We start from the raw sequence: 22177 nt of genomic DNA, 5'->3' as shown, positions 1-22177 counted from the left end.
TTCGCACCGCCAGCCAAAAGCGGCTGTTAGACCTCTTCTACGGAGCTGGGCTCTGCGCGAGACAGATCAATGCCCAGTTCTTCCGCAGCCGTAAAGACTGCGTCATCAGAGTCACGCATTTCGATCGTCGTACCATCCGTGGAAAGAACTTCCACGTTCAGGCACAGCGACTGCATTTCCTTGATCAAGACCTTGAAGGATTCCGGAACGCCAGGCTCGGGGATGTTCTCTCCCTTGACAATGGCTTCGTAAACCTTCACGCGGCCGTGGATGTCATCCGACTTGATCGTCAGCAGTTCCTGGAGGGTGTAGGCAGCGCCGTATGCTTCGAGCGCCCACACTTCCATTTCACCGAAGCGCTGGCCACCGAACTGTGCCTTACCACCCAGCGGCTGCTGCGTGATCATGGAGTACGGGCCGGTGGAGCGCGCGTGGATCTTGTCGTCCACCAAGTGGTGGAGCTTCAGGATGTACATGTAGCCCACGGAGACCGGGTCCGGGAACGGCTCGCCGGAGCGGCCGTCGAACAATCGAGTCTTGCCGGAGGAGTCGATCAGGCGGTCGCCGTCACGGGTCACGTTGGTGGAATCCAGCAGACCTGTGATTTCCTCTTCGCGTGCACCGTCGAACACCGGGGTGGCGACGGTGGTCTGGCCGGTTTCACGAGGCAGGTTCGGAAGGTTCTTGACCCACTCCGGCTCGCCTTCGATCTTCCAACCGGTCTTGGCAACCCAACCGAGGTGCGTTTCGAGCACCTGGCCGACGTTCATACGGCCCGGAACACCCAGGGGGTTCAGGACGATGTCCACAGGGGTACCGTCAGCAAGGAACGGCATGTCTTCGATCGGGAGGATCTTGGAGATGACGCCCTTGTTACCGTGGCGGCCGGCGAGCTTGTCGCCGTCGGTGATCTTACGCTTGGCAGCAACGTAGACGCGGACGAGCTGGTTGACGCCCGGGGGCAGCTCGTCGTCGTTGTCGCGGTCGAAGACGCGAACGCCGATAACCGTACCGGACTCGCCGTGGGGAACCTTCAGGGAGGTGTCACGCACTTCGCGGGACTTCTCGCCGAAGATCGCACGGAGCAGGCGCTCTTCCGGGGTCAGTTCGGTTTCACCCTTCGGGGTGACCTTACCGACCAGGATGTCGCCGGCTTCAACCTCGGCACCGATGTGGATGATGCCGCGCTCGTCCAGTCCGGCGAGGACTTCCTCGGACACGTTGGGGATGTCACGGGTGATTTCCTCGGCACCAAGCTTGGTGTCGCGGGCATCGATCTCGTGCTCCTCGATGTGGATAGAGGAAAGGACGTCCTCAGCGACGATGCGCTGCGACAGGATGATGGCGTCCTCGAAGTTGTGGCCTTCCCATGACATGAATGCCACGAGGAGGTTCTTACCGAGGGCGAGTTCACCCTGATCCGTTGCCGGGCCGTCAGCGATGATGCCGCCGACTTCGAGGCGCTGGCCTTCGTTGACCAGGACACGGTGGTTGTAGCAGTTGCCCTGGTTGGAACGGGCGAACTTGTTGATGCGGTAGCTGGTTTCCGTGCCGTCGTCGTTGAGCATGGTGACGAGGTCAGCGGAAACTTCGTTGACGACACCGGCCTTCTTCGCGATGACAACGTCACCGGCGTCGACGGCGGCAGCGCGCTCCATGCCGGTACCCACGAACGGGGCCTCGGAACGGACCAGCGGCACAGCCTGGCGCTGCATGTTGGCACCCATGAGTGCGCGGTTTGCATCGTCATGCTCGAGGAACGGAATCAGTGCGGTAGCTACGGACACCATCTGGCGCGGGGAGACGTCCATGAACTGAACTTCGCCAGCCGGAACCAGAACGGGCTCGCCTCCACCACCACGGGCACGGACAAGCACGGTTTCTTCCGCGAACTTCTTGTCGGCATCCAGCGGTGCGTTGGCCTGTGCGATCAGGACTTCGGCTTCGTCGTCGGCGGTGAGGTACTGGACCTCATCGGAAACGACGCCCTCGGAAACCAGGCGGTACGGAGTCTCGATGAAACCGAACGGGTTGATGCGGCCGTAGGAAGCCAACGAACCGATCAGACCAATGTTCGGGCCTTCAGGAGTTTCGATGGGGCACATACGTCCGTAGTGGGACGGGTGAACGTCTCGAACTTCCATGCCGGCGCGGTCACGGGACAGACCACCCGGGCCAAGGGCCGACAGGCGGCGCTTGTGGGTCAGACCCGACAACGGGTTGTTCTGGTCCATGAACTGGGACAGCTGGGACGTTCCGAAGAACTCCTTGATTGCTGCCACGACAGGGCGGATGTTGATCAGGGTCTGCGGCGTGATGGCTTCGACGTCCTGCGTGGTCATGCGTTCGCGGACCACACGCTCCATGCGGGACAGGCCGGTGCGGACCTGGTTTTCGATCAGTTCGCCAACGGCGCGGATGCGGCGGTTACCGAAGTGGTCGATGTCATCGATCTCGACGCGGAGCTCGTGGTCTTCGCCATCGCGCTTGCCCATGAGGGTCTTCTCGCCGGCGTGAAGCGCGACGAGGAACTTGATCATGGCGACGATGTCTTCAACGTGCAGGACCGAAGCTTCCTTGTCGCCAAGGGAGCGGTCGATGCCGAGCTTGCGGTTGATCTTGTAACGGCCAACCTTGGCCAGATCGTAGCGCTTGGCGTTGAAGTACAGGTTGTCCAGCAGCGACTGGGCAGCCTCGACGGTGGGCGGCTCGCCCGGACGCAGCTTGCGGTAGATGTCCAGAAGAGCGTCTTCGCGGGTTTCGGTGGCGTCCTTCTCCAGCGTTGCACGCATGGAGTCGTACTGGCCGAACTCTTCCAGGATCTGGCCTTCGGTCCAACCAAGGGCCTTCAGCAGAACGGTGACCGACTGCTTGCGCTTGCGGTCGAGGCGTACGCCGACCTGGTCGCGCTTGTCGATTTCGAGCTCGAACCATGCACCGCGGGACGGGATGATCTTTGCAGTGAAGATGTCCTTGTCACTGGTCTTGTCAGCGGTGCGCTCAAAGTAGGCGCCCGGCGAACGAACCAGCTGGGAGACGACGACACGCTCGGTGCCGTTGACAACAAACGTTCCCTTCTCCGTCATGAGAGGGAAATCGCCCATGAACACGGTCTGCTGCTTGATTTCACCCGTGTTGTTGTTCATGAACTCGGCCTTGACATACAGCGGTGCCGAGTAAGTGGCGTCACGGTCTTTGCATTCGGCCATGGTGTACTTCGGATCAGCGAACTCCGGCTCGGAGAAGCTCAGGGACATAGTGCCCTGGAAGTCCTCGATGGGGGAGATCTCTTCGAAGATGTCGGCAAGTCCAGAGGTGGTGGCGACGCTCAGGTCGCCTTCCTCGACAGCTTTCGCTACCCGCGCCTGCCAGCGTTCGTTTCCGACCAGCCAGTCAAAGCTGTCTGTCTGCAGTGCGAGCAGATTCGGAACGTCCAGCGGTTCGTGAATCTTTGCGAATGAGAGCCGGCGAGTTGCACCATCGGTGCTTGCCGTATTAGCGGTTTCGTTATTAGAGGTGCTCGAGGCGACCAAGAGGGATCCTTCCACAGACCTTCAGGCGTTTTCAGATCTCCCCCGCTTGCACCCTGCAGATTGAATCCGCAGTGTACCTTTCCGGTTCCGCTATATGACCCGGGACCCCGGCCGGCCAAGAGCGTGCACGTTCGAAACGGCACATCAAAAGGCGCAGCTGAGGGGTAAAGCCCACCGCTATATGAAGGCTGAAGGTTAACAGGGAAGACGCAAATATCCACAATACGGCAAATCAACCCACCTGTCTACCCCACATTTCGCCTGAATGCAAGCACGGTTGCTGCAGGCACCTATGCGGCCGCCGCGGACGGAATGTTGTTCGGGGCTCCATCGTTGAATGGAGAGGTGATGGGCGCCACGGTAGCCTAGGCTCACCACCCTTGATCGGAAGAGAGAAAATGAGCACCCCTTCAGACAAAAGGGACAACAACGAAGTTGTCATCCTTTCCGCCACCCGTACCCCACAGGGCAGGTTGAACGGTCAACTGGCTGGACTCACCGCCGTCGAACTCGGTGCGCACGCCATTTCAGGCGCCATCGCGGCGAGCGGACTCACCGCGGACAAAGTGGACGCGGTGATCATGGGACAAGTCCTGCAAGCGGGAGCCGGCCAAAATCCTGCCCGGCAGAGTGCCATAGCTGCCGGCATCGGATGGAACATCCCGGCCGTCACCATCAACAAGGTCTGTCTTTCCGGGCTGACTGCCGTGATCGATGCCGCGCGAATGATCCGCAGCGGCGATGCCAGCGTTGTGGTTGCTGGCGGTCAGGAATCGATGAGCCGCGCTCCCCATTTGCTGCCAGGCTCACGGCAAGGGTGGAGCTACGGGGCAATCCAGGCTCTCGACGTTGCGGCGCATGACGGTCTCACGGACGCCTTTGATGGCCAGTCGATGGGCCTGTCCACCGAGATCAAGAACCTCTCGCTGGGCATCGACCGCCGCTCCCAGGATGAAGTGGCCGCTGCTTCGCACCAGCGTGCCGCCGCGGCCGCGGAGCAAGGAGTGTTCGACGGGGAGATCACACCCATCAGCATCAAACAGCGCAAGGGCGAACCCCTGGTGTTGACAAGCGACGAAGGCGTCCGCCCCCAGACCACTCTCGAGACCTTGGCCCCGTTGAAGGGCGCCTTCGCCTCCGACGGAACCATCACGGCGGGCAACTCGTCCCCCCTCTCCGACGGCGCCTCCGCACTGGTGCTCACGAGCCGCCGCTTTGCCGAGGAGAACGGCCTTGAGTATCTTGCCGTCCTCGGCAAGCCCGGGCAAGTGGCCGGACCTGACAACAGCCTGCATTCGCAGCCGTCCAACGCCATCCGGCATGCTTTGGACCGCGCCGGATGGACAACTGCCGATCTGGACTTCATCGAGATCAACGAAGCGTTCGGCTCGGTTGCGGTGCAGTCCTTGAAGGACTTGGACTACCCCTTGGAAAAGTGCAATATCCATGGCGGGGCAATCGCTATTGGCCATCCGATCGGGGCCTCCGGGGCTCGGCTTGCCCTGCATGCGGCCCACGAGCTGAAGCGCCGCGGCAAAGGCAAGGCGGCAGTCGCCTTGTGTGGCGGCGGAGGTCAGGGCGAAGCACTGCTACTGTACCGCGACTAGGAATTCGGCAGCGGGAGCGGGCACTTGAGAAATGAGGCATGAATGCGGGGCACTGAGCGATTCCTGGCCGACGCAGCCGCCCGCGGACTGGAGGTCCAGCTCGTGGAACGGGCGGCGGCCGGAAGTCTTGAGGAAGCGGGCCGCATCATGGGGATCACGCCGTCGGACATTGTGAAGTCCCTTGTGGTCAAACACCGGGACGGCACTTTCCTGTTCGCGCTGGTTCCTGGTGACCGGCAGATCTCCTGGCCAAAACTGCGCGCACTCCTCGGCGTCAACAAGCTGTCCATGCCATCCGCCGAAATTGCCTTCGAGGCCACCGGCTATGAGCGCGGCACAATCACTCCGTTGGGAAGTTCAAAGCCGTGGCCGGTCTATGCTGACGCCAGCATCGCGGGACGAAGGGTATCCATGGGTGCCGGCGAACACGGATTCAGCGCTTTCGTGAAGGCCGACGAACTGGCTGCCGCGTTGCAGGCCGTCGTGGCCGACATCAGCGACCCCATCTGACCCTTCCAAAAGCAACGCGGGGTCACTTACGGCCCATCGAGCAGCACCCAGTGGGCCGTAAGTGACCCCGCGTTGCTCTTAAATGCAGGAAGCCCCGCCCGGACGAATCCGGACAGGGCTTCCTGGGTAAAGCGAATTACCCGAAGAGGCGAGTTACTTGACAGTAACCGTGGCGCCTGCAGCTTCGAGCTGATCCTTGGCCTTCTCTGCAGCTTCCTTGGTGGCGCCTTCGAGGACAGCCTTCGGTGCACCGTCAACCAGGTCCTTGGCTTCCTTGAGGCCGAGGGAGGTGATGGCGCGAACTTCCTTGATCACTGCGATCTTCTTTTCGCCGGCAGCTTCGAGGATGACATCAAATTCGGTCTTCTCTTCAACTTCTTCGCCAGCGCCGCCCGCAGCCGGGCCTGCAACTGCAACAGCAGCAGCAGTAACTTCGAAGGTCTCTTCGAAGAGCTTGACGAACTCGGAGAGCTCGATGATGGTCAGTTCCTTGAAAGCTTCAATGAGCTCTTCGTTGCTGAGCTTCGCCATGTTTGGCGTCCTTCCTTTAGGTGGTGCCGCCACGGACATCGTCCGTTACCGCACCGCAGTTTGATGGGGGAGAACTTAGTTCTCTTCGGTTGCTGCTTCAGCGGCTTCAGCCGGAGCGGCAGCCTCTTCTACAACAGCCTCGGCGGGAGCCTCTTCGGCAGCCGGTGCTTCTTCAGCGGCCGGTGCTACAGCGCCGCCCTCTTCTTCAAGCTTGAGGCGGAGAGCGTCAATGATGCGTGCAGCAGCGGCAGCAGGTGCCTTGAGGATGCCTGCAACCTTGGCGAGCTGCAGCTCACGGGACTCGAGGGCTGCCAGAGCGACAACCTCTGCTGCGTTCAGTGCCTTGCCCTCAAAGTAACCGGTCTTGATGACCAGCTGCTTGTTGACCTTGGCAAAGTCCGTCAGGCTCTTGGCGGCAGCAACCGCGTCACCCTTGATGAATGCAATCGCAGTGGGGCCGGCGAGCTGACCGTCGAATGCTTCGACACCAGCTTCCTTGGCTGCAATGGCGGTCAGGGTGTTCTTGACGACCGAGAACTTGGTGTCCAGGCCGAGAGAAACACGCAGCTCCTTGAGCTGTGCGACAGAGAGCCCGCGGTATTCGGTCAGGACAGCGGCGTTCGATTCCTTGAAATCGTTCGTGATCTCAGCTACTGCAGAGATCTTGCTTGGCGTTGCCATAACCCTCCTTCCGGGGAATAAAGCCGGTCTTCCGGGTCCCCGCTCAAAAGAGCTGTAACTAAAAACGCCCCGCGCAGATGCACGGGGCTTGGCTCGACGCGATCACATGATCGTGGAGACTTGCTTCGTTCACCTGCGCCGGCCGCCCTTTGTCAGGGTCCTTCGTCAGGGAACTCACTTGATTCTTCCGCGCGTCGCTGCAGAGTTGAGCTGCGCACAGAGGAGTGGATTCCCATCAACCGACGGTCTTTGGTAGTTCAAGCTTACGGGACGGGCAAGTCCATCACCAAATCACGCCGCCTCACTCAGAGGAAGTGACCTTCGGACCCATGTCCGGCAGCTCCTTTTGCCACAGCCCTGTGACTCCTGCCGTGGTAAATCCCAATTGCTTGTTCACCGTCAGCAGGTACCGATTCTCCGGGGCATTCCATGTGTAGATCACCCGAGCGTCCGGGAACTGCTCGCTAAGGCGCTGCATGTTGGCGACCTTGATCAGGAGTCCGAGCTTGTTTCCCCGGTGCTCCTGCAGGACGATCGTGTCGTCTTGGAAGACGACATCCTGGCGTTGCGCCAGAACGCCAATAGTAGTGAGTCCAACGATGCGCCCGCTGGCGACGTGCTCGACGGCGGTGACCACTGTTCGGCGCCCCTGCGCGACGGCGGCGTCTTCCGCCTGACGCAGGACACCGGCGTCGAACACTAACTGCTGCTGCTCAGCCTCAGCGGTCTCGCCGCCCTCCGACACAACTTCGCCAGCAGCGTTCTCGAGCGCGGCCACGGCCTCGAGCCATTGCTCCGGGCAACGGTCCGTCCAGTGGTGGACGCGGTACCGGCTGGCATTCGCATCCTCTGCTTCGGCCTCAAGCTCGGCGACGAGTTTCGAGTCCAGCGGGAGGGCGCAGGAACTGAACTGTTCGATGTGCTGGAGTGTGTAGCCTGTGCGCCGGGCAAAGTCGACCTCGCGGCTGGCCAGGGGGACGAACCCGAGGCCGCTGCCAGGCACCAATTGTTCGTCGGCACCCCCGCGCAGGGACGCGGCAGGGTGGTTGGTGTCCACCATGATCATCGTCCTGCCCTCGCTCTTGGCGAAATGTTCGGCGGCCTCCAGAAGCTGCCGCCCTACACCCCTGCGTTGGAACTCCGGGAGGATATCGAGGGTGAATTCGGCCAGGTCCATGTTGTCGGCAAGCGGGAGCGCGATGTCGACCGTGCCGACGATGCGGCCGTCGAGGCGGGCCACAAGGATGACCTGGCGTTCGTAAGGATCTGCCAGTTCGAGCAGTTTCTCCAACGGCGTGTAGGCGAGGTCGTCGCTCCCCCAGATCTGCATCCGGACTTTGCGGCTGACTTCCACGGCGGCGAGGAAATCCTTCGCGTCATCGGCGTCAAGGGAATCCGGGATCCAGAGTTGGCCGATCTCCACCGTGCTCGTCATTTGGTCCTCTTTTGCCATTCGCCGTCGTATCCCACCGGTCGGAAGCCGAGCTGTACGTTGATGGCCAGCATATGTTCGTTTTCCTCGGCGTTAAAAGTCATGACGCGTTGGACAGCCGGATATTCTGCTTGCAGTCGCCTCAGGTTCGCCAATTTCACGAGCATCCCCAATCCATGGCCTCGGTGCGGGCTCGCAACCAAGGTGTCGTCCTGATCGGCCATCCACGGCTTCGCAGGATCGAGGTAAATCACGGTGTAAGCGGCGAGTTCCCCCGTTGGGCGATGTTGCGCGACCGCCACAAGGGCAGTCTGGCCCTCGGCAAGGGTGGTGTCCTCAAGTTGCCTGACACGTGCAGCGTCCCAAGCCTCTGCCTCAATTTCAAGGCCTCCCGCGGGAGTATCCGTGCTCATCCGGCCCATGAGAACCGCCATTTGCTCCACGTATTCGCCGGGGCAACGGTTCGTCCAACCAAGGACCCTGTATCCGGCATCCGCTTTGGAATGCGCTGTGAACTCAAGGTTCGCCCACTCCGCGTGGTCCATTTCCAGTCTGCTGAACCTACTTGTCTGTTCCAGGCTGTATCCGTTCTTGAGGCAGAACGCGACGCCCGGACCATCTCCGGGTACTCCCGTGGCCGGGGCAAGGCGACCGGCCACGCCGAAGCCGACGGGGTGTTCAGTATGCGCCTGCAGGACATGCCTTCCCTGTGCCTTCGCGACCTCCTCGACGGTGCGGAGCAATGCGGTTCCGATTCCAAGCCCGCGGTGTCTCTCCAGGACATCTACATGTAGCCATGCCGTGCCGACATTGTCTTTGAGCGGAACGTGGCAGGAAGCGTAGCCAGCGATGCTTCCGTCAACCCGCGCAAGAAAGCTCTTGGATACTTCGTAAGGAGTGTCGCGCCATCCGGCAAGCCGGACCGGCGCCGACGATGCCCTGTCCAAGTTTCCCCAAGTTTCCAGCACCATGGCGTCCATCGCGGACGAAAGTTCCCGGAACTCCCCGCTGTCCGGCCCTTCCAAGGACTCCGGCAGATGGAACTCATGGATGCTGAAGTCCGGGGGCTGGCCTGTCATGTCCTCAGCCTAATCAGCGGCCGCCGGCCGCGATAGGTGCCCGACGCCGGGACGTGGCTCACCGCTCGAGGTGCCCGACGCCGGGACGTGCGGGCCGCCGTCGTACGCTTCACCGTGCCGCGAAGGCAGCTCCGCAAGCAGACAAACAAAAGGACCGCCCGGCAATTGCCGGACGGTCCTTTCAGAGTCGATGCTCCCTGTGGCTTACGCCTCGGTGAGAACCTTGGTGACGTTCGGGTCAACGGAGATGCCCGGGCCGAACGTGGTGGCGACGGTAGCCTTCTGGATGTAGCGGCCCTTGGAAGCGGACGGCTTCAGGCGAAGCACCTCTTCCAGAGCGGCTGCGTAGTTCTCGGCCAGCTTCAGCTCGTCGAAGGAAACCTTGCCGATGATGAAGTGCAGGTTGGAGTGCTTGTCAACGCGGAAGTCGATCTTGCCACCCTTGATGTCGTTGACAGCCTTGGTGACGTCGGCGGTCACGGTACCGGTCTTCGGGTTCGGCATGAGGTTACGCGGGCCGAGGACCTTACCGAGGCGGCCAACCTTGCCCATGAGGTCAGGGGTTGCCACTGCGGCGTCGAAGTCGGTCCAGCCGGCTGCGATCTTTTCGATCAGGTCATCGGAACCAACGAAGTCGGCGCCTGCAGCGATTGCGGCTTCGGCCTTGTCGCCCGTTGCGAAAACCAGGACGCGGGCAGTCTTACCCGTGCCGTGCGGCAGGTTGACGGTGCCGCGGACCATCTGGTCGGCCTTACGCGGGTCGACGCCCAAACGGAAAGCAACCTCAACGGTGGCGTCGAACTTGGACGGGTTGGTGTCCTTGGCGAGCTTGATGGCCTCGAACGGGGCGTAGAACTTGTCTGCCTCGATCTTGGCTACGGCTGCCTCATATGCTTTGCTGCGCTTTGCCATGCTGCTTATTCTCCTTGTGCAGTTGTGGTCTGCGGACCGCGCTGGGCCCTGCCACAGTTGGAAATCCGGCGTGGATCTCCAACATTTTCAATATTTCAATAGTGCCGGTTTCCCGGCGGTTGAAGGCTGGTATTAGCCTTCGACGGTGATGCCCATGGAGCGTGCGGTGCCGGCGATGATCTTGGCAGCACCCTCAAGGCTGGTGGCGTTGAGGTCTTCCATCTTGGTGGTGGCGATCTCGTTAACCTGTGCCTGGGTCAGCTTGGCAACCTTGACGGTGTGCGGCGTGGGCGAACCCTTGGCAACGCCCGCAGCCTTCTTGATGAGCTCTGCAGCCGGCGGGGTCTTGGTGATGAAGGTGAAGGAGCGGTCTTCATAGACCGTGATTTCAACCGGGATAACGTTTCCGCGCTGGGCTTCCGTCGCAGCGTTGTACGCCTTGCAGAATTCCATGATGTTGACACCGTGCTGGCCAAGCGCAGGACCGATCGGCGGGGCCGGGTTGGCGGCACCTGCCTGGATCTGCAGCTTGATGAGGCCGGTGACCTTCTTCTTGGGAGCCAATGTAGGTCCTTCTCTCAATAACTTCCTAGGACACAGGAGCGTGCCTCAGGTTTGTGGCCGCCATGGCAAGGCGACCGACCGCTCCGTGGCTGCTAAGCCGGCAGCCGCGGGGCGAAATTCTGGGATCAACTAGATCTTGGAGACCTGGTTGAATGCGAGCGTCACCGGGGTTTCGCGTTCGAAGATCGACACCAGAACCACAAGCGTCTGGGAATCCATCTTGATCTCGGAGATCGTTGCGGGAAGGGTCTCGAACGGACCTTCCTTGACGATGACCGACTCTCCGACCTCGAAGTCGATGTCGACAGGGGTCTGGTGCTGCTTGTTGACCGGCTTGCCCTTCTCGGCCTGCTGCTCTTCGAAGACCGGAGCCAGCATGGAGAAGACCTCGTCAAGGCGAAGAGGGACGGGGTTGTGGGCGTTACCTACAAAGCCGGTGACACCCGGGGTGTGGCGAACGGCGCCCCAGGATGCGTCAGTCAGGTCCATGCGGACGAGGACGTAACCCGGAATGCGGACGCGGTTGATGATCTTGCGCTGGGCGTTCTTGATCTCGACCACTTCCTCCATGGGCACTTGGATTTCGAAGATGTAATCTTCCATGTCCAGGGTCTGGATGCGGGTCTCAAGGTTGGCCTTGACGCGGTTTTCGTAGCCAGCGTAGGAGTGGATGACGTACCAGTCACCTTCCTGGCGGCGAAGCTTGGCCTTGAACTCGTCAGCGGGGTCGGCGGGCGCTACGGCTGCAGCGGCCGCCAGGGCGTCGGCGTCGGCGTCGGCGTCGGACTCATCCTGGTCGGCGTCGTCGGAAGACTCGTCGTCGTCGGACTCATCCTGGTCGGCGTCGTCGACGTCGGCAGTTTCGGGCGCAGCAGAATCGACCTCGGATCCTTCCACGGCGTCAGCCGCGGCGTGGGCCGTGCTTTCAGCGGGCCCATCCAGCTCAGTCTCAGTTACCTCGAGCTCCTGCTCAGACACTTGGTCTCCTGCTTCCTCATTGCCTAACATGCCTATTTAAATGGCTCAATTCCGCAAACCCTGCGAAATCCCTTGATTTTCCGGGGATTTCGCGCGGTTTACGGACCGATCCGCTTAGTGGTTCGTGGTGCCAGTAGCGCCGAAAACCCATTTGATTCCCGTACCGAAAGCCAGGTCCAGGATGGTGACGATAAGCATCATGATGGCCACAAACACCAGCACCACGAGCGTGTAGTTGACCAGTTCCTTACGGGTGGGGGCAACGACCTTCTTGAGCTCACCAATTACCTGGCGGACAAAAAGTGCAATTCGAGCGAAGAGGCCAGAATCGGACTTCTTGGCAGGGCGGCCCTTCGAGCTGCTCGCAGCTGTTTCGGTCACCTGATCCTCACTCATCTATGCAAACGTCGTTGACCCGACTCTGATCAGAGCCATGGTTGCTGCGCTTGTTCCAAGGAGAACCCCGGAACAGCTTGCGCAGGGCAGACAGGACTCGAACCTGCAACCTGCGGTTTTGGAGACCGCTGCGCTACCAATTGCGCCACTACCCTATGGAACGAATCCATATTTTGGCCGCAACCCATCAAAAGCCGAGGACCCCCTGGGACCAGGAGATTCCGGACCCAGTCTGGGGCGCGAACCATTGTGATGTTTTTCAACACCGGTGAACCAGTCTACGCAACAACGTCGCGATAGTCGAACCGGGTCATTTCCGGAGTGTTCAGGCCGTCCCGGTCGTGTGATCAGCGCTCGCTTTATCAGCCTTCACTGTCACTTTCCCGGTGTTAGTCCGATAGCTCCGCAGAACAGCATAAAGTAGATTCCGTCGAATCCCACCATCCAGCTCATGAGCTGCCAGCGAAGAACGGTGCGTTAATGTCTGCCGGAATACCTGCCGCCCGCATTTCACAGCGAATTGCCGCCATCGCCGAATCCGCCACCCTTGCCGTTGACGCCAAGGCCAAGGCGCTCAAGGCAGCGGGTCGTCCCGTGATCGGCTTCGGTGCCGGGGAGCCCGACTTCCCGACACCCGACTACATCGTGAAGGCCGCCGTCGAAGCCGCCGCCCAGCCGAAGTACCACCGCTACTCCCCCGCAGCTGGCCTGCCGGAACTGAAGCAGGCCATTGCGGACAAGACGTTCCGCGATTCCGGCTACAAAGTCGAGGCTTCCCAGGTGATGGTCACCAATGGCGGCAAGCAGGCTGTCTACAACACGTTCGCCACACTTGTTGACCCCGGCGACGAGGTCATCATCCCCACGCCTTTCTGGACCACCTACCCGGAGGCAATCCGCCTGGCCGGAGGCGTGCCTGTTGAGGTCTTCGCCGGCCCGGAGCAGGGTTACCTGGTCACCGTGGAACAGCTTGAGGCCGCGGTCACGGACAAGACGAAGATCCTGCTTTTCGTCTCCCCGTCCAACCCCACCGGTGCCGTCTACAGCGCCGAACAGGTGGCAGAGATCGGAAAATGGGCAGCGGCCAAGGGCCTCTGGGTCGTCACCGACGAAATCTATGAGCACCTGACCTACGACGGCGTGCCCTTCACCTCGATTGCCACCGCCGCCCCCGAGCTCGGCGACAAGGTGGTCATCCTCAACGGTGTGGCCAAGACTTATGCGATGACCGGATGGCGCGTCGGATGGATGATCGGCCCGGCCGACGTCATCAAGGCCGCCACAAACCTCCAGTCGCACTCGACGTCGAACGTTTCGAACATCATGCAGATCGCGGCCCTGGCCGCAGTCTCCGGTCCGCTGACCGCCGTCGACGAGATGAAGGTTGCCTTCGACCGCCGCCGCAAAGCGATTGTCGCCGGACTGAACGCGATCGAGGGTGTGGAATGCCCGACGCCGGCCGGCGCCTTCTACGTGTACGCCGACGTTCGCGGATTGCTGGGCAAGGAGTTCCCGACGTCGAACGGTCCTGTCCGTCCGTCGACGTCTGCCGAGCTTGCCTCGCTAATCCTCGACGAAGTTGAAGTCGCGGTCGTTCCGGGCGAGGCTTTCGGCCCTTCGGGTTACGTGCGCTTGTCCTACGCCTTGGGTGACGAGGACCTCGCCGAGGGCGTTCGACGCCTGCAGGAGTTCCTCGGCCAGGCCAAGTAGCCTTTCGCCTGCACAAACGCTCGCTCACCTTGAGATAAAGGTGAGCGAGCGTTTGGGTTTAAGGCACCAAAGGTGAGCGAGCGTTTGGGTTTAAGGCACCAAAGGTGAGCGAGCGTTTGGGTTTAAGGCACCAAAGGTGAGCGAGCGTTTGGGCTTAAGCGAGCGTCAGAGGAGGCGGCGCTCGGCGGCCCATTTCGTCAGTTCATGGCGGCTGGAGAGCTGGAGCTTGCGGAGCACCGCGGAGACATGGGTTTCCACGGTCTTGATCGAAATGAACAATTCCTTGGCAACCTCCTTGTAGCTGTAGCCTCGCGCGATGAGGCGCATGACTTCCAGTTCCCTGGCGGAGAGGCGGTCCAGTTCGTCGTCGGCGATCTCCGCAGGTGAGGTCCCGAACGCGTCCAACACAAAACCCGCGAGCCGCGGCGAGAACACGGCGTCGCCGTCGGCCACGCGGATCACGGCGTCGGAGATCTCCGTGCCGGAAATGGTCTTGGTAACGTAGCCGCGGGCCCCGGCCCGGATGACGGCAACCACGTCCTCGGCGGCGTCGGACACGCTCAGGGCCAGGAAACTAGTACTCCCCCGCAACGGGGCGGACGCGCCAATGACCTCCCGCCCGCCGCCGCCAAGGCCACCTGGCAAGTGAACGTCAAGCAGGACCACTTCCGGATGAGCCTCGGCAATAACGGCGATGGCTTGCTCCACGGTTCCGGCTTCGCCCACCACCTCGATCCTGGAATCAAGATCGGCCTTGAGGCCGGAACGGAAAATGGCATGATCGTCCACGATCACCACCCGGACCGTTCGCTGTGACTGTTCTGGCCGAATTTGTTCTGCAGGGCCGTTCATGTTCTGGTCTCTCCGTTTCGGTTCTCTGCTTTGTCGGCGTACTCGACGGGCAGCTTCAGGCGGACCTCGGTGCCCTCTGAGCTGCTGCTGATGACTGCGGTACCTCCGTGACGTTTCATCCTGCCGATGATTGATTCTTTGACGCCAAGCCGGTCTTCCGGGACGGCATCCGGGTCAAAGCCCGGTCCTCGGTCCCTGACAAAAACCTCGCTGCCCGTGTCCGAGCTCTCGAGATAGACGGACACGGCTCCGCCGCCATGCCGGGCGGCATTGTGCATGGCCTCCCGGGCCGCCAGGACGAGGGCTTCGTGCCTGTCCGTCATGGCCGCGTCTCCCACGCTGACAACGTCCACCGCGTGCCCGTGGGCGTCCTCCACCTCGGCTGCCGCCGCAGCAATCCGCTCTGCCAGGAGTCCCGAGTCCTTGGCGGCGTCCCGATATAGCCACGTGCGCAGTTCACGTTCCTGGGCACGTGCCAAGCGGATCACGTCCTGCTCGGAACCGGCGCGACGCTGGATCAAGGCAAGCGTCTGCAGCACCGAGTCGTGCAGATGGGCGGCAATCTCGGCCCGCTCGGTCTCGCGCACGCGTCCTGCACGCTCGGCTTCAAGGTCCTTCCAGAACTTCAGTCCCCACGGCAGCAGCACCAGGGCAACGCCGCCCAACACCGCGATCGAAGCCAGCAGCGCGAGCCATGTCTGCTCCCACGAGCCGGAACCGGACACCATCACCAACACTCCAGCAACCACCAGCGCGAGTCCTGCAACGAGGCGGACCCACCCGCCGGCTTGGTCCGCCTTTGTCTTGTCCACCAGCCCGGCCCTGCGCGTCTCATCCAGTTGCATCCACGCGATCGCCGCGCCACCAAGAATGGCTGCAGCCGGGATCAGGGTGCCGAGGGGGACCTCGACGCCGAACTGCCGGGCGACGAGGATCGCAGCCACGAGAAGGAGACCGGCCCCCAGCAGGATCTCTTTCGCGTACTGGATGCGCCGAACCCTGAACCAGGAAGCGAATACGGGAGCAGTGCTGGACTGCGGTAGTGGCTGCGCTCCGACGTCGGGCGCTCTTCCGTCGACACCGTTGCGGACCCCTGGAGCCCAAGCAGCCGGAGTCCAACTGGGAGCCGGCGCGGGGCCAGCAAACGGAGGCATGCTCACCGCGGGAGCAATGGGCGACGCCGGGCGGCGGCTATTGCGGCGGGCGCTCTCATCGGCCGTAGGCACCATGACCCAAAGCCAAGCGTAGAAAGCCAGGCCGGCACCACCGGCAAACGAAGCAAGGACCATCCCGAGCCGGACGTACTTCACGGGCCAGCCCAAGTGGTCGGCCAGCCCGCTGCACACGCCCGCAATGATGCGGTCGCTGCTGCGGACCAGCGGCGGGCGTTGGGTGGCGATTGTCATGAATCCATCCAAACACGGATCAAGGCCTTCGACGCTGGAAGCAGGGCATCTCAGGGGGCCACTCAGGGAACGTTCAGGGTATCCCCCAATAGAACGGGACGGTCGCCGGACGGCAAGATCGAAGTATGAATCCGAACAGCATGAATCCAGAGGAATCCGCACACCCAGCGGATCCCGGGCAACCCGAGGAATCCAAGCAAGCCGGGGAAACCGGCTCGCCGGAAGAACCCGTCCGGCCAAGCGCCGGCAGCGCCGATGGTAGTGGATTCGGCGCACCGTACTACGCAGTGCCCGCACCCCCACAGAACTTCTTCACCTGGATCCGAAGCCAAGGCATCAGCCGCGGCCAGGACCGGTGGATGGGCGGCGTGGCCAGCGGCATCGCCCACCGCTTCGGCATCGATCCCTTTATCGTCCGCGGCATCTTCATCGTCCTGACCGTCTTCGCCGGCATCGGCATCCTGCTCTACGGCATCGCCTGGGCCCTCCTGCCCGAACCCGATGGCCGCATCCACGCCCAGGAAGCCGGGGCGGGCCGCTGGTCCGCAGGCATGACCGGTGCCCTGATCACCACCATCATCGGATTGCCAGGCCTCGGCCGCGGATTCTGGGGATGGGGTTGGAACGGCCTTCCCGGGCTCTTCTGGACGCTGTTCTGGGTAGGCGGCGTCATCTACCTGATCTATTTCCTGGTCCAGCGCAGCAAATCCCGAAACGGAGGACGAACCATGGGAACCCAACATTATGCGCCTGCTCCGGGCACCCCAGGCGGGGTCGGCACCCCAGGCGGGGTCGGCACCCCAGGCGGCGCCTACGGCGCAGCGCAGGGCACCTCATATGAAAGCGGTATGCACGGGTACGGCGCTGTATCGGCGTCGGGCACGGTGCCACCGTCGGGCGCTGGTTATTCCGCGCCCCTCAACACCCGACAGTATGGGACTGGCAGTTACGGGACCGGCGCCTACGGGACGGGCGGACCCGCCGCTCCTTCTGGCCCCTTTAATCCTGCCGGGCCCTACCCGCCGGGTGGCGGACCCAACCGGCCCCAGCGGCCAAAGCGGCAGGGACCGGGCGCGGCCATCGTGGCAGTCTCCGCGGGGGCGGCACTGCTGGCGGGCGGGACCCTCAAGCTGCTCGACGCGGGCAACGCCATCCACCTCGGCGACGCCGCCAACGCGGTGGTTTGGGCCACGGGCGCCGGCGTCCTCGGCCTCGGAATCCTGGTATCCGGGCTTCGCGGCCGCACGTCGGGACTGCTCGGATTCCTTGCCATCGCGGCGCTGGTGATCGGGGGCATCTTCAATATCGCACCCAATCCCGACCACTTCCGTCTCCAGAATGGTCAATGGAATCCCGTGAGCATCGACGATGCCCGCAAAGGCTTTGACATTACCGGAGCCAACGGGACCGTTGACTTGACCAAGCTAAACCTGAGCGCACCGCTGAGCTCCGACGTCGTGGTTCCGATGGACGTGACCGCCAGCAACATCAAACTCCTCATCCCGGCGAACGTGCCGGTGGAGGTCCAAGCGGACATGACCTTCGCAAACCTCAAGCAGGACGGAAGCGCCGTCACCCAAAGCAACGGTGGTACCCGGGACAGCTTCAACACTGACAAGCCCGGCGCCAAGCTAGTCGTCAAGCTCAACGGCACCTTCAGTAACGTCACCGTCCAGGAAGGAAACTGACATGAGCACGCACGAACCGCCGCGGGCATTTGAAACAGGCCAGTCAGCATCTGAGCCCGTGGCGCAAGCTCCCGGCGCCAGGGTTGGCACCGTGGTCTGGGGTCTGATCGTCCTGGCACTCGCAGCCTTGATCATCATTTCGAAGCTCGGCCTCGTGGCCCTCAACGGCAACTATGTACTGATTGGGCTCATGATCGGGGCCGGCGCGGCACTCGTGATCGGCGGCCTGGTGTCGGCCCGCTCCCGAAAGGGCAACGGGTCCGGCCCAGGCTCCAGCGCCGCCGGCTCTGACCATCAGTAGCAACCAGCACGTGACAAAGCGGCCACAACAGGGAAGGCTCTAGCCATGAACAAGTTCTTCAGCATCGTACGGGGCATCGGCCTGAAGCGTGGTCCACAGCGTTGGCTCGGAGGGGTTTGCGGCGGCATTGCCGCCAAACTGAATGTGGACGTGGCCTACGTCCGCGTTGGCTACCTGCTCTTCTGCCTTCTACCCGGGCCCGCCGTGGTGATCTACGTGGTGGCGTGGCTACTACTTCCCAACCAGAGCGGCGCCATTGCGCTGGAAACGTTCCTCAACCAACGTTCGCAAGGCAAGGAATAGACCAGCCCGGCCCAGAGGATTCACTGGGCTAGGCGGGTTCACACCAGCGCTCCGCCATCCTGGCGGGGCGCTGGTTTTCAACCCGGTCCTCAAGCTCGGCTCTTGGGCGAGATTTCCACGCTGTTTCAAAGATCTCATCCCCGGCGCCAGTCATGGTTTGTGTCCCACCCCACATTGCCGCCTACAATCGTTGTGAGCTCAGCGTGGCGCTCTACACGTATACCTCCTAGCCAGGATTTGAGCCCTCATGAAAATTGGAATCCTTACCAGCGGTGGCGACTGCCCCGGACTCAACGCGGTTATCCGTGGCGCAGTCCTCAAGGGAATTGCCATTCACGGCCAGGAATTCGTCGGTTTCCGGGACGGTTGGCGAGGCGTCGTGGAGGGCGACGTCATCGACATTCCCCGCACCATGGTCCGCGGTATCGCCAAGCAGGGTGGAACCATCCTCGGTACGTCCCGCACCAACCCGTTCGAGAACGGCGGCGGCCCGGATGTCATCAAGGCCCACATGGACCGCCTCGGCATCGACGCCATCATCGCGATCGGCGGCGAAGGCACCCTGGCTGCCGCCAAACGCCTCACCGACGCCGGGTTGAAAATCGTCGGTGTTCCCAAGACCGTGGACAACGACCTCGACGCCACCGACTACACCTTCGGTTTCGATACCGCAGTCCAGATCGCCACCGAGGCCATCGACCGGTTGCGCACCACCGGAGAATCGCACCACCGCTGCATGATTGCCGAAGTCATGGGCCGCCACGTGGGCTGGATCGCCCTGCACGCGGGTATGGCTGCCGGCGCGCACGCCATCCTGATCCCCGAGCAGAAGGTCAGCATCGAGCAGATCACCGAGTGGGTCCAGGAAGCCCACGATCGTGGCCGCGCACCCTTGATTGTTGTTGCCGAAGGCTTTGTCCCCGACCACATGGAGGCCCCGCACTCCGAGCGCGGGCTCGATACTTTCGGCCGGCCCCGCCTGGGCGGCATCGCGGACCAGCTCGCTCCGGAAATCGAAGCCCGGACCGGGATCGAAACCCGCGCCACGATCTTGGGCCACATCCAGCGCGGCGGCGTCCCGTCGGCGTTTGACCGCGTTCTGGCCACCCGTTTGGGGATGGCGGCCATTGATTCCGTGGTGGAAGGGCGCTGGGGAACCATGGTGGCCCTGAAAGGCACGGACATCGAGCACGTGGGCTTCGAAGCTGCCCTGGGCAAGCTCAAGACCGTTCCGCAGAACCGTTACGACGAAGCCGCGGTCCTGTTCGGCTAGACCGGATCCGGAAAGGGCAAGCAGGCGGTGCCTGCTTGCCCTTCCTTTTCGTGGAACTGCCTAGACTCGATGTCATGGAACTTGATGCGGGATCGGCCGAAATTGTGCTGCTGGCCTGGGCCCGGCACTTAGGGTTCGACGACGAAGCCTTCAGTTTCGTCTCTGGCTCACCCGCTGTCCGCACCGGGGAGCGGTTGGTTAGGGAAGACGAGGACGCTGAGTCCATCACCTTCGTGCGGCTCTTTGGCCGCTCCGCCCTGGTGGCTCCGGCATGGGCAGTGGCTGCCGCCGTCGAGCTCTCGGACGATCTGTTGAGCGAGCATTCCGTGTTGCTGCGACTCAGCCGCGAGCACGGGGGCCACGGCCTCGGAACATCCGCGTTGCTCTTCGCCGACGACCTTCCCCTCTTCCAACCTGGCGGCGAAGTCACTGTGTCCCACGGCCATCCCGAGGCGATCGAATTGGAGGGCAGATGCCCTCCGGACGACGTCAATGAAGTCCACCTTTCAAGGATGGAGCACTATTTCACTGTGATCGATGGCAACGATCCGGGCCGCAAACCCGTGGCTTGCGGAGCCTACGCCGAATGGCAGGGGATCCTCGCAGATATGGGCGTCCTGGTGCCGCCGGAATTGCGCCGGCAAGGGCTCGGGACTTTGGCTGCCTCGATCGCGGCCCACGAGGCCCTCGCCTCGGGCCTGACGCTGCAATGGCGAACGGCGCTGGACAACCGCGGGTCGCTCGCCTTGGCGCGAAGGCTGGGATTCGTCGACGGCGGTGTCCAGACTTCCGTGCTGCTTGGCTAACGCCCTCTCTCGGCCGCGAGTTGGCAGACGATGCCCCGTTTTTGGGGGCATCGTCTGCCAGTTCGCGCGGGCTAACGGCTCCCCTGGCCGCCGTCCTGCGAAACGGTCTCAGGCTTGACCTCGGCAACACCCGCCGGGGAACCCCAACCCTGGACGGCTTGGGGTTTGCCGAACAACAACGCTGCTACTGCGCCCAGCAGGATCGCGAAGGCGGGCAGCAAGACGGACTGGCTCATCGCCGTCGTGAAGCCGTCATGTAGGAATTCAGGCAACTTCCCGGTGAATCCACCTTCGCCGGCCGGGGCGGCACCTGGAGGAGCCGCCGGCAGCTCGGCCGCGAGCCGGGACTGGATCAGGGCAGCAATCGCGGCCGATCCCAGTACCGCGCCGATCTGGCGCGTCGTGTTGAAGACACCGGAACCGGCGCCCGCAGAGCGGGGCGGGAGGTTGCGGGTGGTGGCGTTGGAGACCGGGCCCCAAATGAAACCGTTGGCCACACCCTGGAGGGCGCTGGGCAGCAGGAACATCCAGATGGGGGTGTCCGGCTTCAAGAGCGTCGAGGTCCAGAAGAGTGCCCCCGACAGGCAGACGAGGCCGAATGCGGCGAACCACCGCGGGTTGATCCGGTCGATCAGCTTGCCAACGAAAGGCGCCAGCGCACCGGAGATCACGGCCATGGGGATCATGAGCAGCGCGGACTGAGTAGGAGTCAGTCCGCGGACCACCTGGTAGTAGAAAATGGTGGGCAGCGGGAACGCAGTGATGGTGAACCCCACCGCCATGATGGTGGTGTTGCCCAGCGAGAAGTTGCGGTCCTTGAACAGTCCCAGGGGCAGCAAGGGCTCGCCGCCGCGGCGCTCAAGCACCCACTGCCACAGGACAAACACGGCCAGGACAACAAGGCCCGTGACGATCAGGCCCCACACCGTAATGGCTCCGGTAACAGTGCTCCACTTGTAGCTCTGGCCCTCTTGGATGCCGAAGACCAGCAGGAACATGCCGGCGGCGGACAGCAGCACACCCACGACGTCGAACTTGTGGCTGTGCGTGGTCAGCTTCGGCACCAGGCGGGTCACGAGGACGAACGCGACGATGCCGATGGGAACGTTGACGAAGAAGATCCACTGCCAGCCGAGGCCGTCAACCAGCACGCCGCCGAGGATCGGGCCCACGAGGATGGCCATACCGGCGGTGGCTCCCCAGAGGCCCATGGCTGCGCCACGGCGGTCCGGCGGGAAGATACGGGTGATGACGGCCATGGTTTGCGGAGTCATCATGGCCGCGCCGATGCCCTGAACCACCCTGGCCGTGATCAGCGTGCCGATGTCGCCCGAAAGCCCGCACCACAGCGAAGCAAGGGTGAAGACGACGAGGCCGATCAAGTACAGGTTCTTGGGCCCAAACCGGTCACCGAGCCTGCCGGTGATCAGCAACGGCACCGCGTATGCGAGGAGGTAGGCGCTTGTCACCCAGATGACGGCGTTGATATCGGTGTGGAGGCCCTCCATGATCCGCGGGTTCGCCACGGAAACGATGGTGGTGTCGATCAGGATCATGAAGAACCCGACCACGAGGGACCACAGTGCGGGCCACGGTTTAGTTACGTTTTCCATGG

20 protein-coding genes and 1 tRNA gene are annotated in these 22177 nt (G+C 62.6%); 8 read left to right on the top strand and 13 right to left on the bottom strand.

Annotated features, from left to right (window positions below; all coding sequences use genetic code 11):
* Nucleotides 1-26 precede the first annotated feature (26 nt).
* Nucleotides 27-3533 carry a DNA-directed RNA polymerase subunit beta gene (gene rpoB, locus AC3ANQ_RS05330; RefSeq protein WP_265979297.1) on the bottom strand — a complete coding sequence of 1169 codons (3507 nt, stop codon included), beginning with the start codon at nucleotides 3531-3533 and terminating at the stop codon, nucleotides 27-29.
* 398 nt (nucleotides 3534-3931) lie between these two features.
* Between rpoB and AC3ANQ_RS05325 the strand changes: the two genes are divergently transcribed.
* Together AC3ANQ_RS05325 and AC3ANQ_RS05320 are read left to right on the top strand one after the other, a co-directional pair.
* Nucleotides 3932-5140: an acetyl-CoA C-acetyltransferase gene (locus AC3ANQ_RS05325; RefSeq protein WP_488304154.1), complete on the top strand. Its 1209-nt coding sequence runs from the start codon at nucleotides 3932-3934 to the stop codon at nucleotides 5138-5140.
* Between the two features lie 42 nt (nucleotides 5141-5182).
* Nucleotides 5183-5650 (top strand): aminoacyl-tRNA deacylase, encoded by a 468-nt coding sequence (locus AC3ANQ_RS05320; RefSeq protein ID WP_488304153.1) that lies wholly within the window; start codon nucleotides 5183-5185, stop codon nucleotides 5648-5650.
* Nucleotides 5651-5803: 153 nt separating this feature from the next.
* Here AC3ANQ_RS05320 and rplL read toward each other — a convergent pair whose 3' ends face one another.
* From rplL to AC3ANQ_RS05275, 9 genes are all read right to left on the bottom strand, one after another.
* Nucleotides 5804-6181 (bottom strand): 50S ribosomal protein L7/L12, encoded by a 378-nt coding sequence (gene rplL / locus AC3ANQ_RS05315; RefSeq protein WP_395798189.1) that lies wholly within the window; start codon nucleotides 6179-6181, stop codon nucleotides 5804-5806.
* A 75-nt stretch (nucleotides 6182-6256) separates the two neighbouring features.
* Nucleotides 6257-6862 carry a 50S ribosomal protein L10 gene (rplJ, locus tag AC3ANQ_RS05310; RefSeq protein ID WP_488304152.1) on the bottom strand — a complete coding sequence of 202 codons (606 nt, stop codon included), beginning with the start codon at nucleotides 6860-6862 and terminating at the stop codon, nucleotides 6257-6259.
* A gap of 301 nt (nucleotides 6863-7163) precedes the next feature.
* Nucleotides 7164-8315 (bottom strand): GNAT family N-acetyltransferase, encoded by a 1152-nt coding sequence (locus AC3ANQ_RS05305; protein ID WP_488304151.1) that lies wholly within the window; start codon nucleotides 8313-8315, stop codon nucleotides 7164-7166.
* Nucleotides 8294-9373: a GNAT family N-acetyltransferase gene (locus AC3ANQ_RS05300; protein WP_488304150.1), complete on the bottom strand. Its 1080-nt coding sequence runs from the start codon at nucleotides 9371-9373 to the stop codon at nucleotides 8294-8296. The genes AC3ANQ_RS05305 and AC3ANQ_RS05300 overlap by 22 nt, the downstream gene beginning before the upstream one ends.
* A 204-nt stretch (nucleotides 9374-9577) precedes the next feature.
* Complete coding sequence (gene rplA / locus AC3ANQ_RS05295) at nucleotides 9578-10285, bottom strand: 50S ribosomal protein L1 (RefSeq protein WP_234749040.1); 708 nt, start codon at nucleotides 10283-10285, stop codon at nucleotides 9578-9580.
* A gap of 132 nt (nucleotides 10286-10417) precedes the next feature.
* The gene (gene rplK / locus AC3ANQ_RS05290; RefSeq protein WP_024365990.1) at nucleotides 10418-10849 is read right to left on the bottom strand and encodes a 50S ribosomal protein L11; all 432 of its coding nucleotides are present in this window, start codon (nucleotides 10847-10849) and stop codon (nucleotides 10418-10420) included.
* A gap of 129 nt (nucleotides 10850-10978) precedes the next feature.
* Nucleotides 10979-11827, bottom strand: coding sequence for a transcription termination/antitermination protein NusG (gene nusG, locus AC3ANQ_RS05285; RefSeq protein WP_488304149.1), 849 nt, complete (start codon nucleotides 11825-11827; stop codon nucleotides 10979-10981).
* A 114-nt stretch (nucleotides 11828-11941) separates the two neighbouring features.
* Nucleotides 11942-12223, bottom strand: coding sequence for a preprotein translocase subunit SecE (gene secE, locus AC3ANQ_RS05280; RefSeq protein WP_488304148.1), 282 nt, complete (start codon nucleotides 12221-12223; stop codon nucleotides 11942-11944).
* Nucleotides 12224-12305: 82 nt separating this feature from the next.
* Nucleotides 12306-12378: transfer RNA gene (locus tag AC3ANQ_RS05275), tRNA-Trp, on the bottom strand.
* A 325-nt stretch (nucleotides 12379-12703) separates the two neighbouring features.
* Between AC3ANQ_RS05275 and AC3ANQ_RS05270 the strand changes: the two genes are divergently transcribed.
* Nucleotides 12704-13933, top strand: coding sequence for a pyridoxal phosphate-dependent aminotransferase (locus AC3ANQ_RS05270; protein WP_488304147.1), 1230 nt, complete (start codon nucleotides 12704-12706; stop codon nucleotides 13931-13933).
* 165 nt (nucleotides 13934-14098) lie between these two features.
* Here the strand turns inward: AC3ANQ_RS05270 and AC3ANQ_RS05265 are convergent, their stop codons facing one another.
* Both AC3ANQ_RS05265 and AC3ANQ_RS05260 read right to left on the bottom strand, forming a co-directional pair.
* Nucleotides 14099-14785 (bottom strand): LuxR C-terminal-related transcriptional regulator, encoded by a 687-nt coding sequence (locus AC3ANQ_RS05265; protein ID WP_488304146.1) that lies wholly within the window; start codon nucleotides 14783-14785, stop codon nucleotides 14099-14101.
* Entirely contained in the window at nucleotides 14782-16191 is a 1410-nt protein-coding gene (locus tag AC3ANQ_RS05260; RefSeq protein WP_488304145.1) for an ATP-binding protein, read from the bottom strand. Before AC3ANQ_RS05260 ends, AC3ANQ_RS05265 begins: the two co-directional genes overlap by 4 nt.
* Nucleotides 16192-16316: 125 nt before the next feature.
* Here AC3ANQ_RS05260 and AC3ANQ_RS05255 point away from each other — a divergent pair, with 125 nt between their 5' ends.
* From AC3ANQ_RS05255 to AC3ANQ_RS05235, 5 genes are all read left to right on the top strand, one after another.
* Complete coding sequence (locus AC3ANQ_RS05255; protein ID WP_488304144.1) at nucleotides 16317-17879, top strand: PspC domain-containing protein; 1563 nt, start codon at nucleotides 16317-16319, stop codon at nucleotides 17877-17879.
* A 1-nt stretch (nucleotide 17880) separates the two neighbouring features.
* Nucleotides 17881-18180: a hypothetical protein gene (locus tag AC3ANQ_RS05250; protein ID WP_488304143.1), complete on the top strand. Its 300-nt coding sequence runs from the start codon at nucleotides 17881-17883 to the stop codon at nucleotides 18178-18180.
* Between the two features lie 45 nt (nucleotides 18181-18225).
* Complete coding sequence (locus AC3ANQ_RS05245) at nucleotides 18226-18483, top strand: PspC domain-containing protein (RefSeq protein WP_488304142.1); 258 nt, start codon at nucleotides 18226-18228, stop codon at nucleotides 18481-18483.
* A gap of 247 nt (nucleotides 18484-18730) precedes the next feature.
* Nucleotides 18731-19756, top strand: a complete 1026-nt coding sequence (locus AC3ANQ_RS05240) for an ATP-dependent 6-phosphofructokinase (protein WP_234749032.1) — start codon at nucleotides 18731-18733, stop codon at nucleotides 19754-19756.
* Nucleotides 19757-19830: 74 nt separating this feature from the next.
* Nucleotides 19831-20562: a GNAT family N-acetyltransferase gene (locus AC3ANQ_RS05235; protein ID WP_488304141.1), complete on the top strand. Its 732-nt coding sequence runs from the start codon at nucleotides 19831-19833 to the stop codon at nucleotides 20560-20562.
* Between the two features lie 71 nt (nucleotides 20563-20633).
* On the opposite strand, the gene AC3ANQ_RS05230 is transcribed toward AC3ANQ_RS05235, so the two are convergent.
* Entirely contained in the window at nucleotides 20634-22175 is a 1542-nt protein-coding gene (locus AC3ANQ_RS05230; protein ID WP_488304140.1) for a DHA2 family efflux MFS transporter permease subunit, read from the bottom strand.
* Nucleotides 22176-22177 lie beyond the last annotated feature (2 nt).

The organism is Arthrobacter sp. DMZ02-1R (assembly GCF_057747935.1).
Note: the sequence above shows the minus strand (reverse complement) of the source record. Positions and strands in the feature narration are given on the sequence as shown.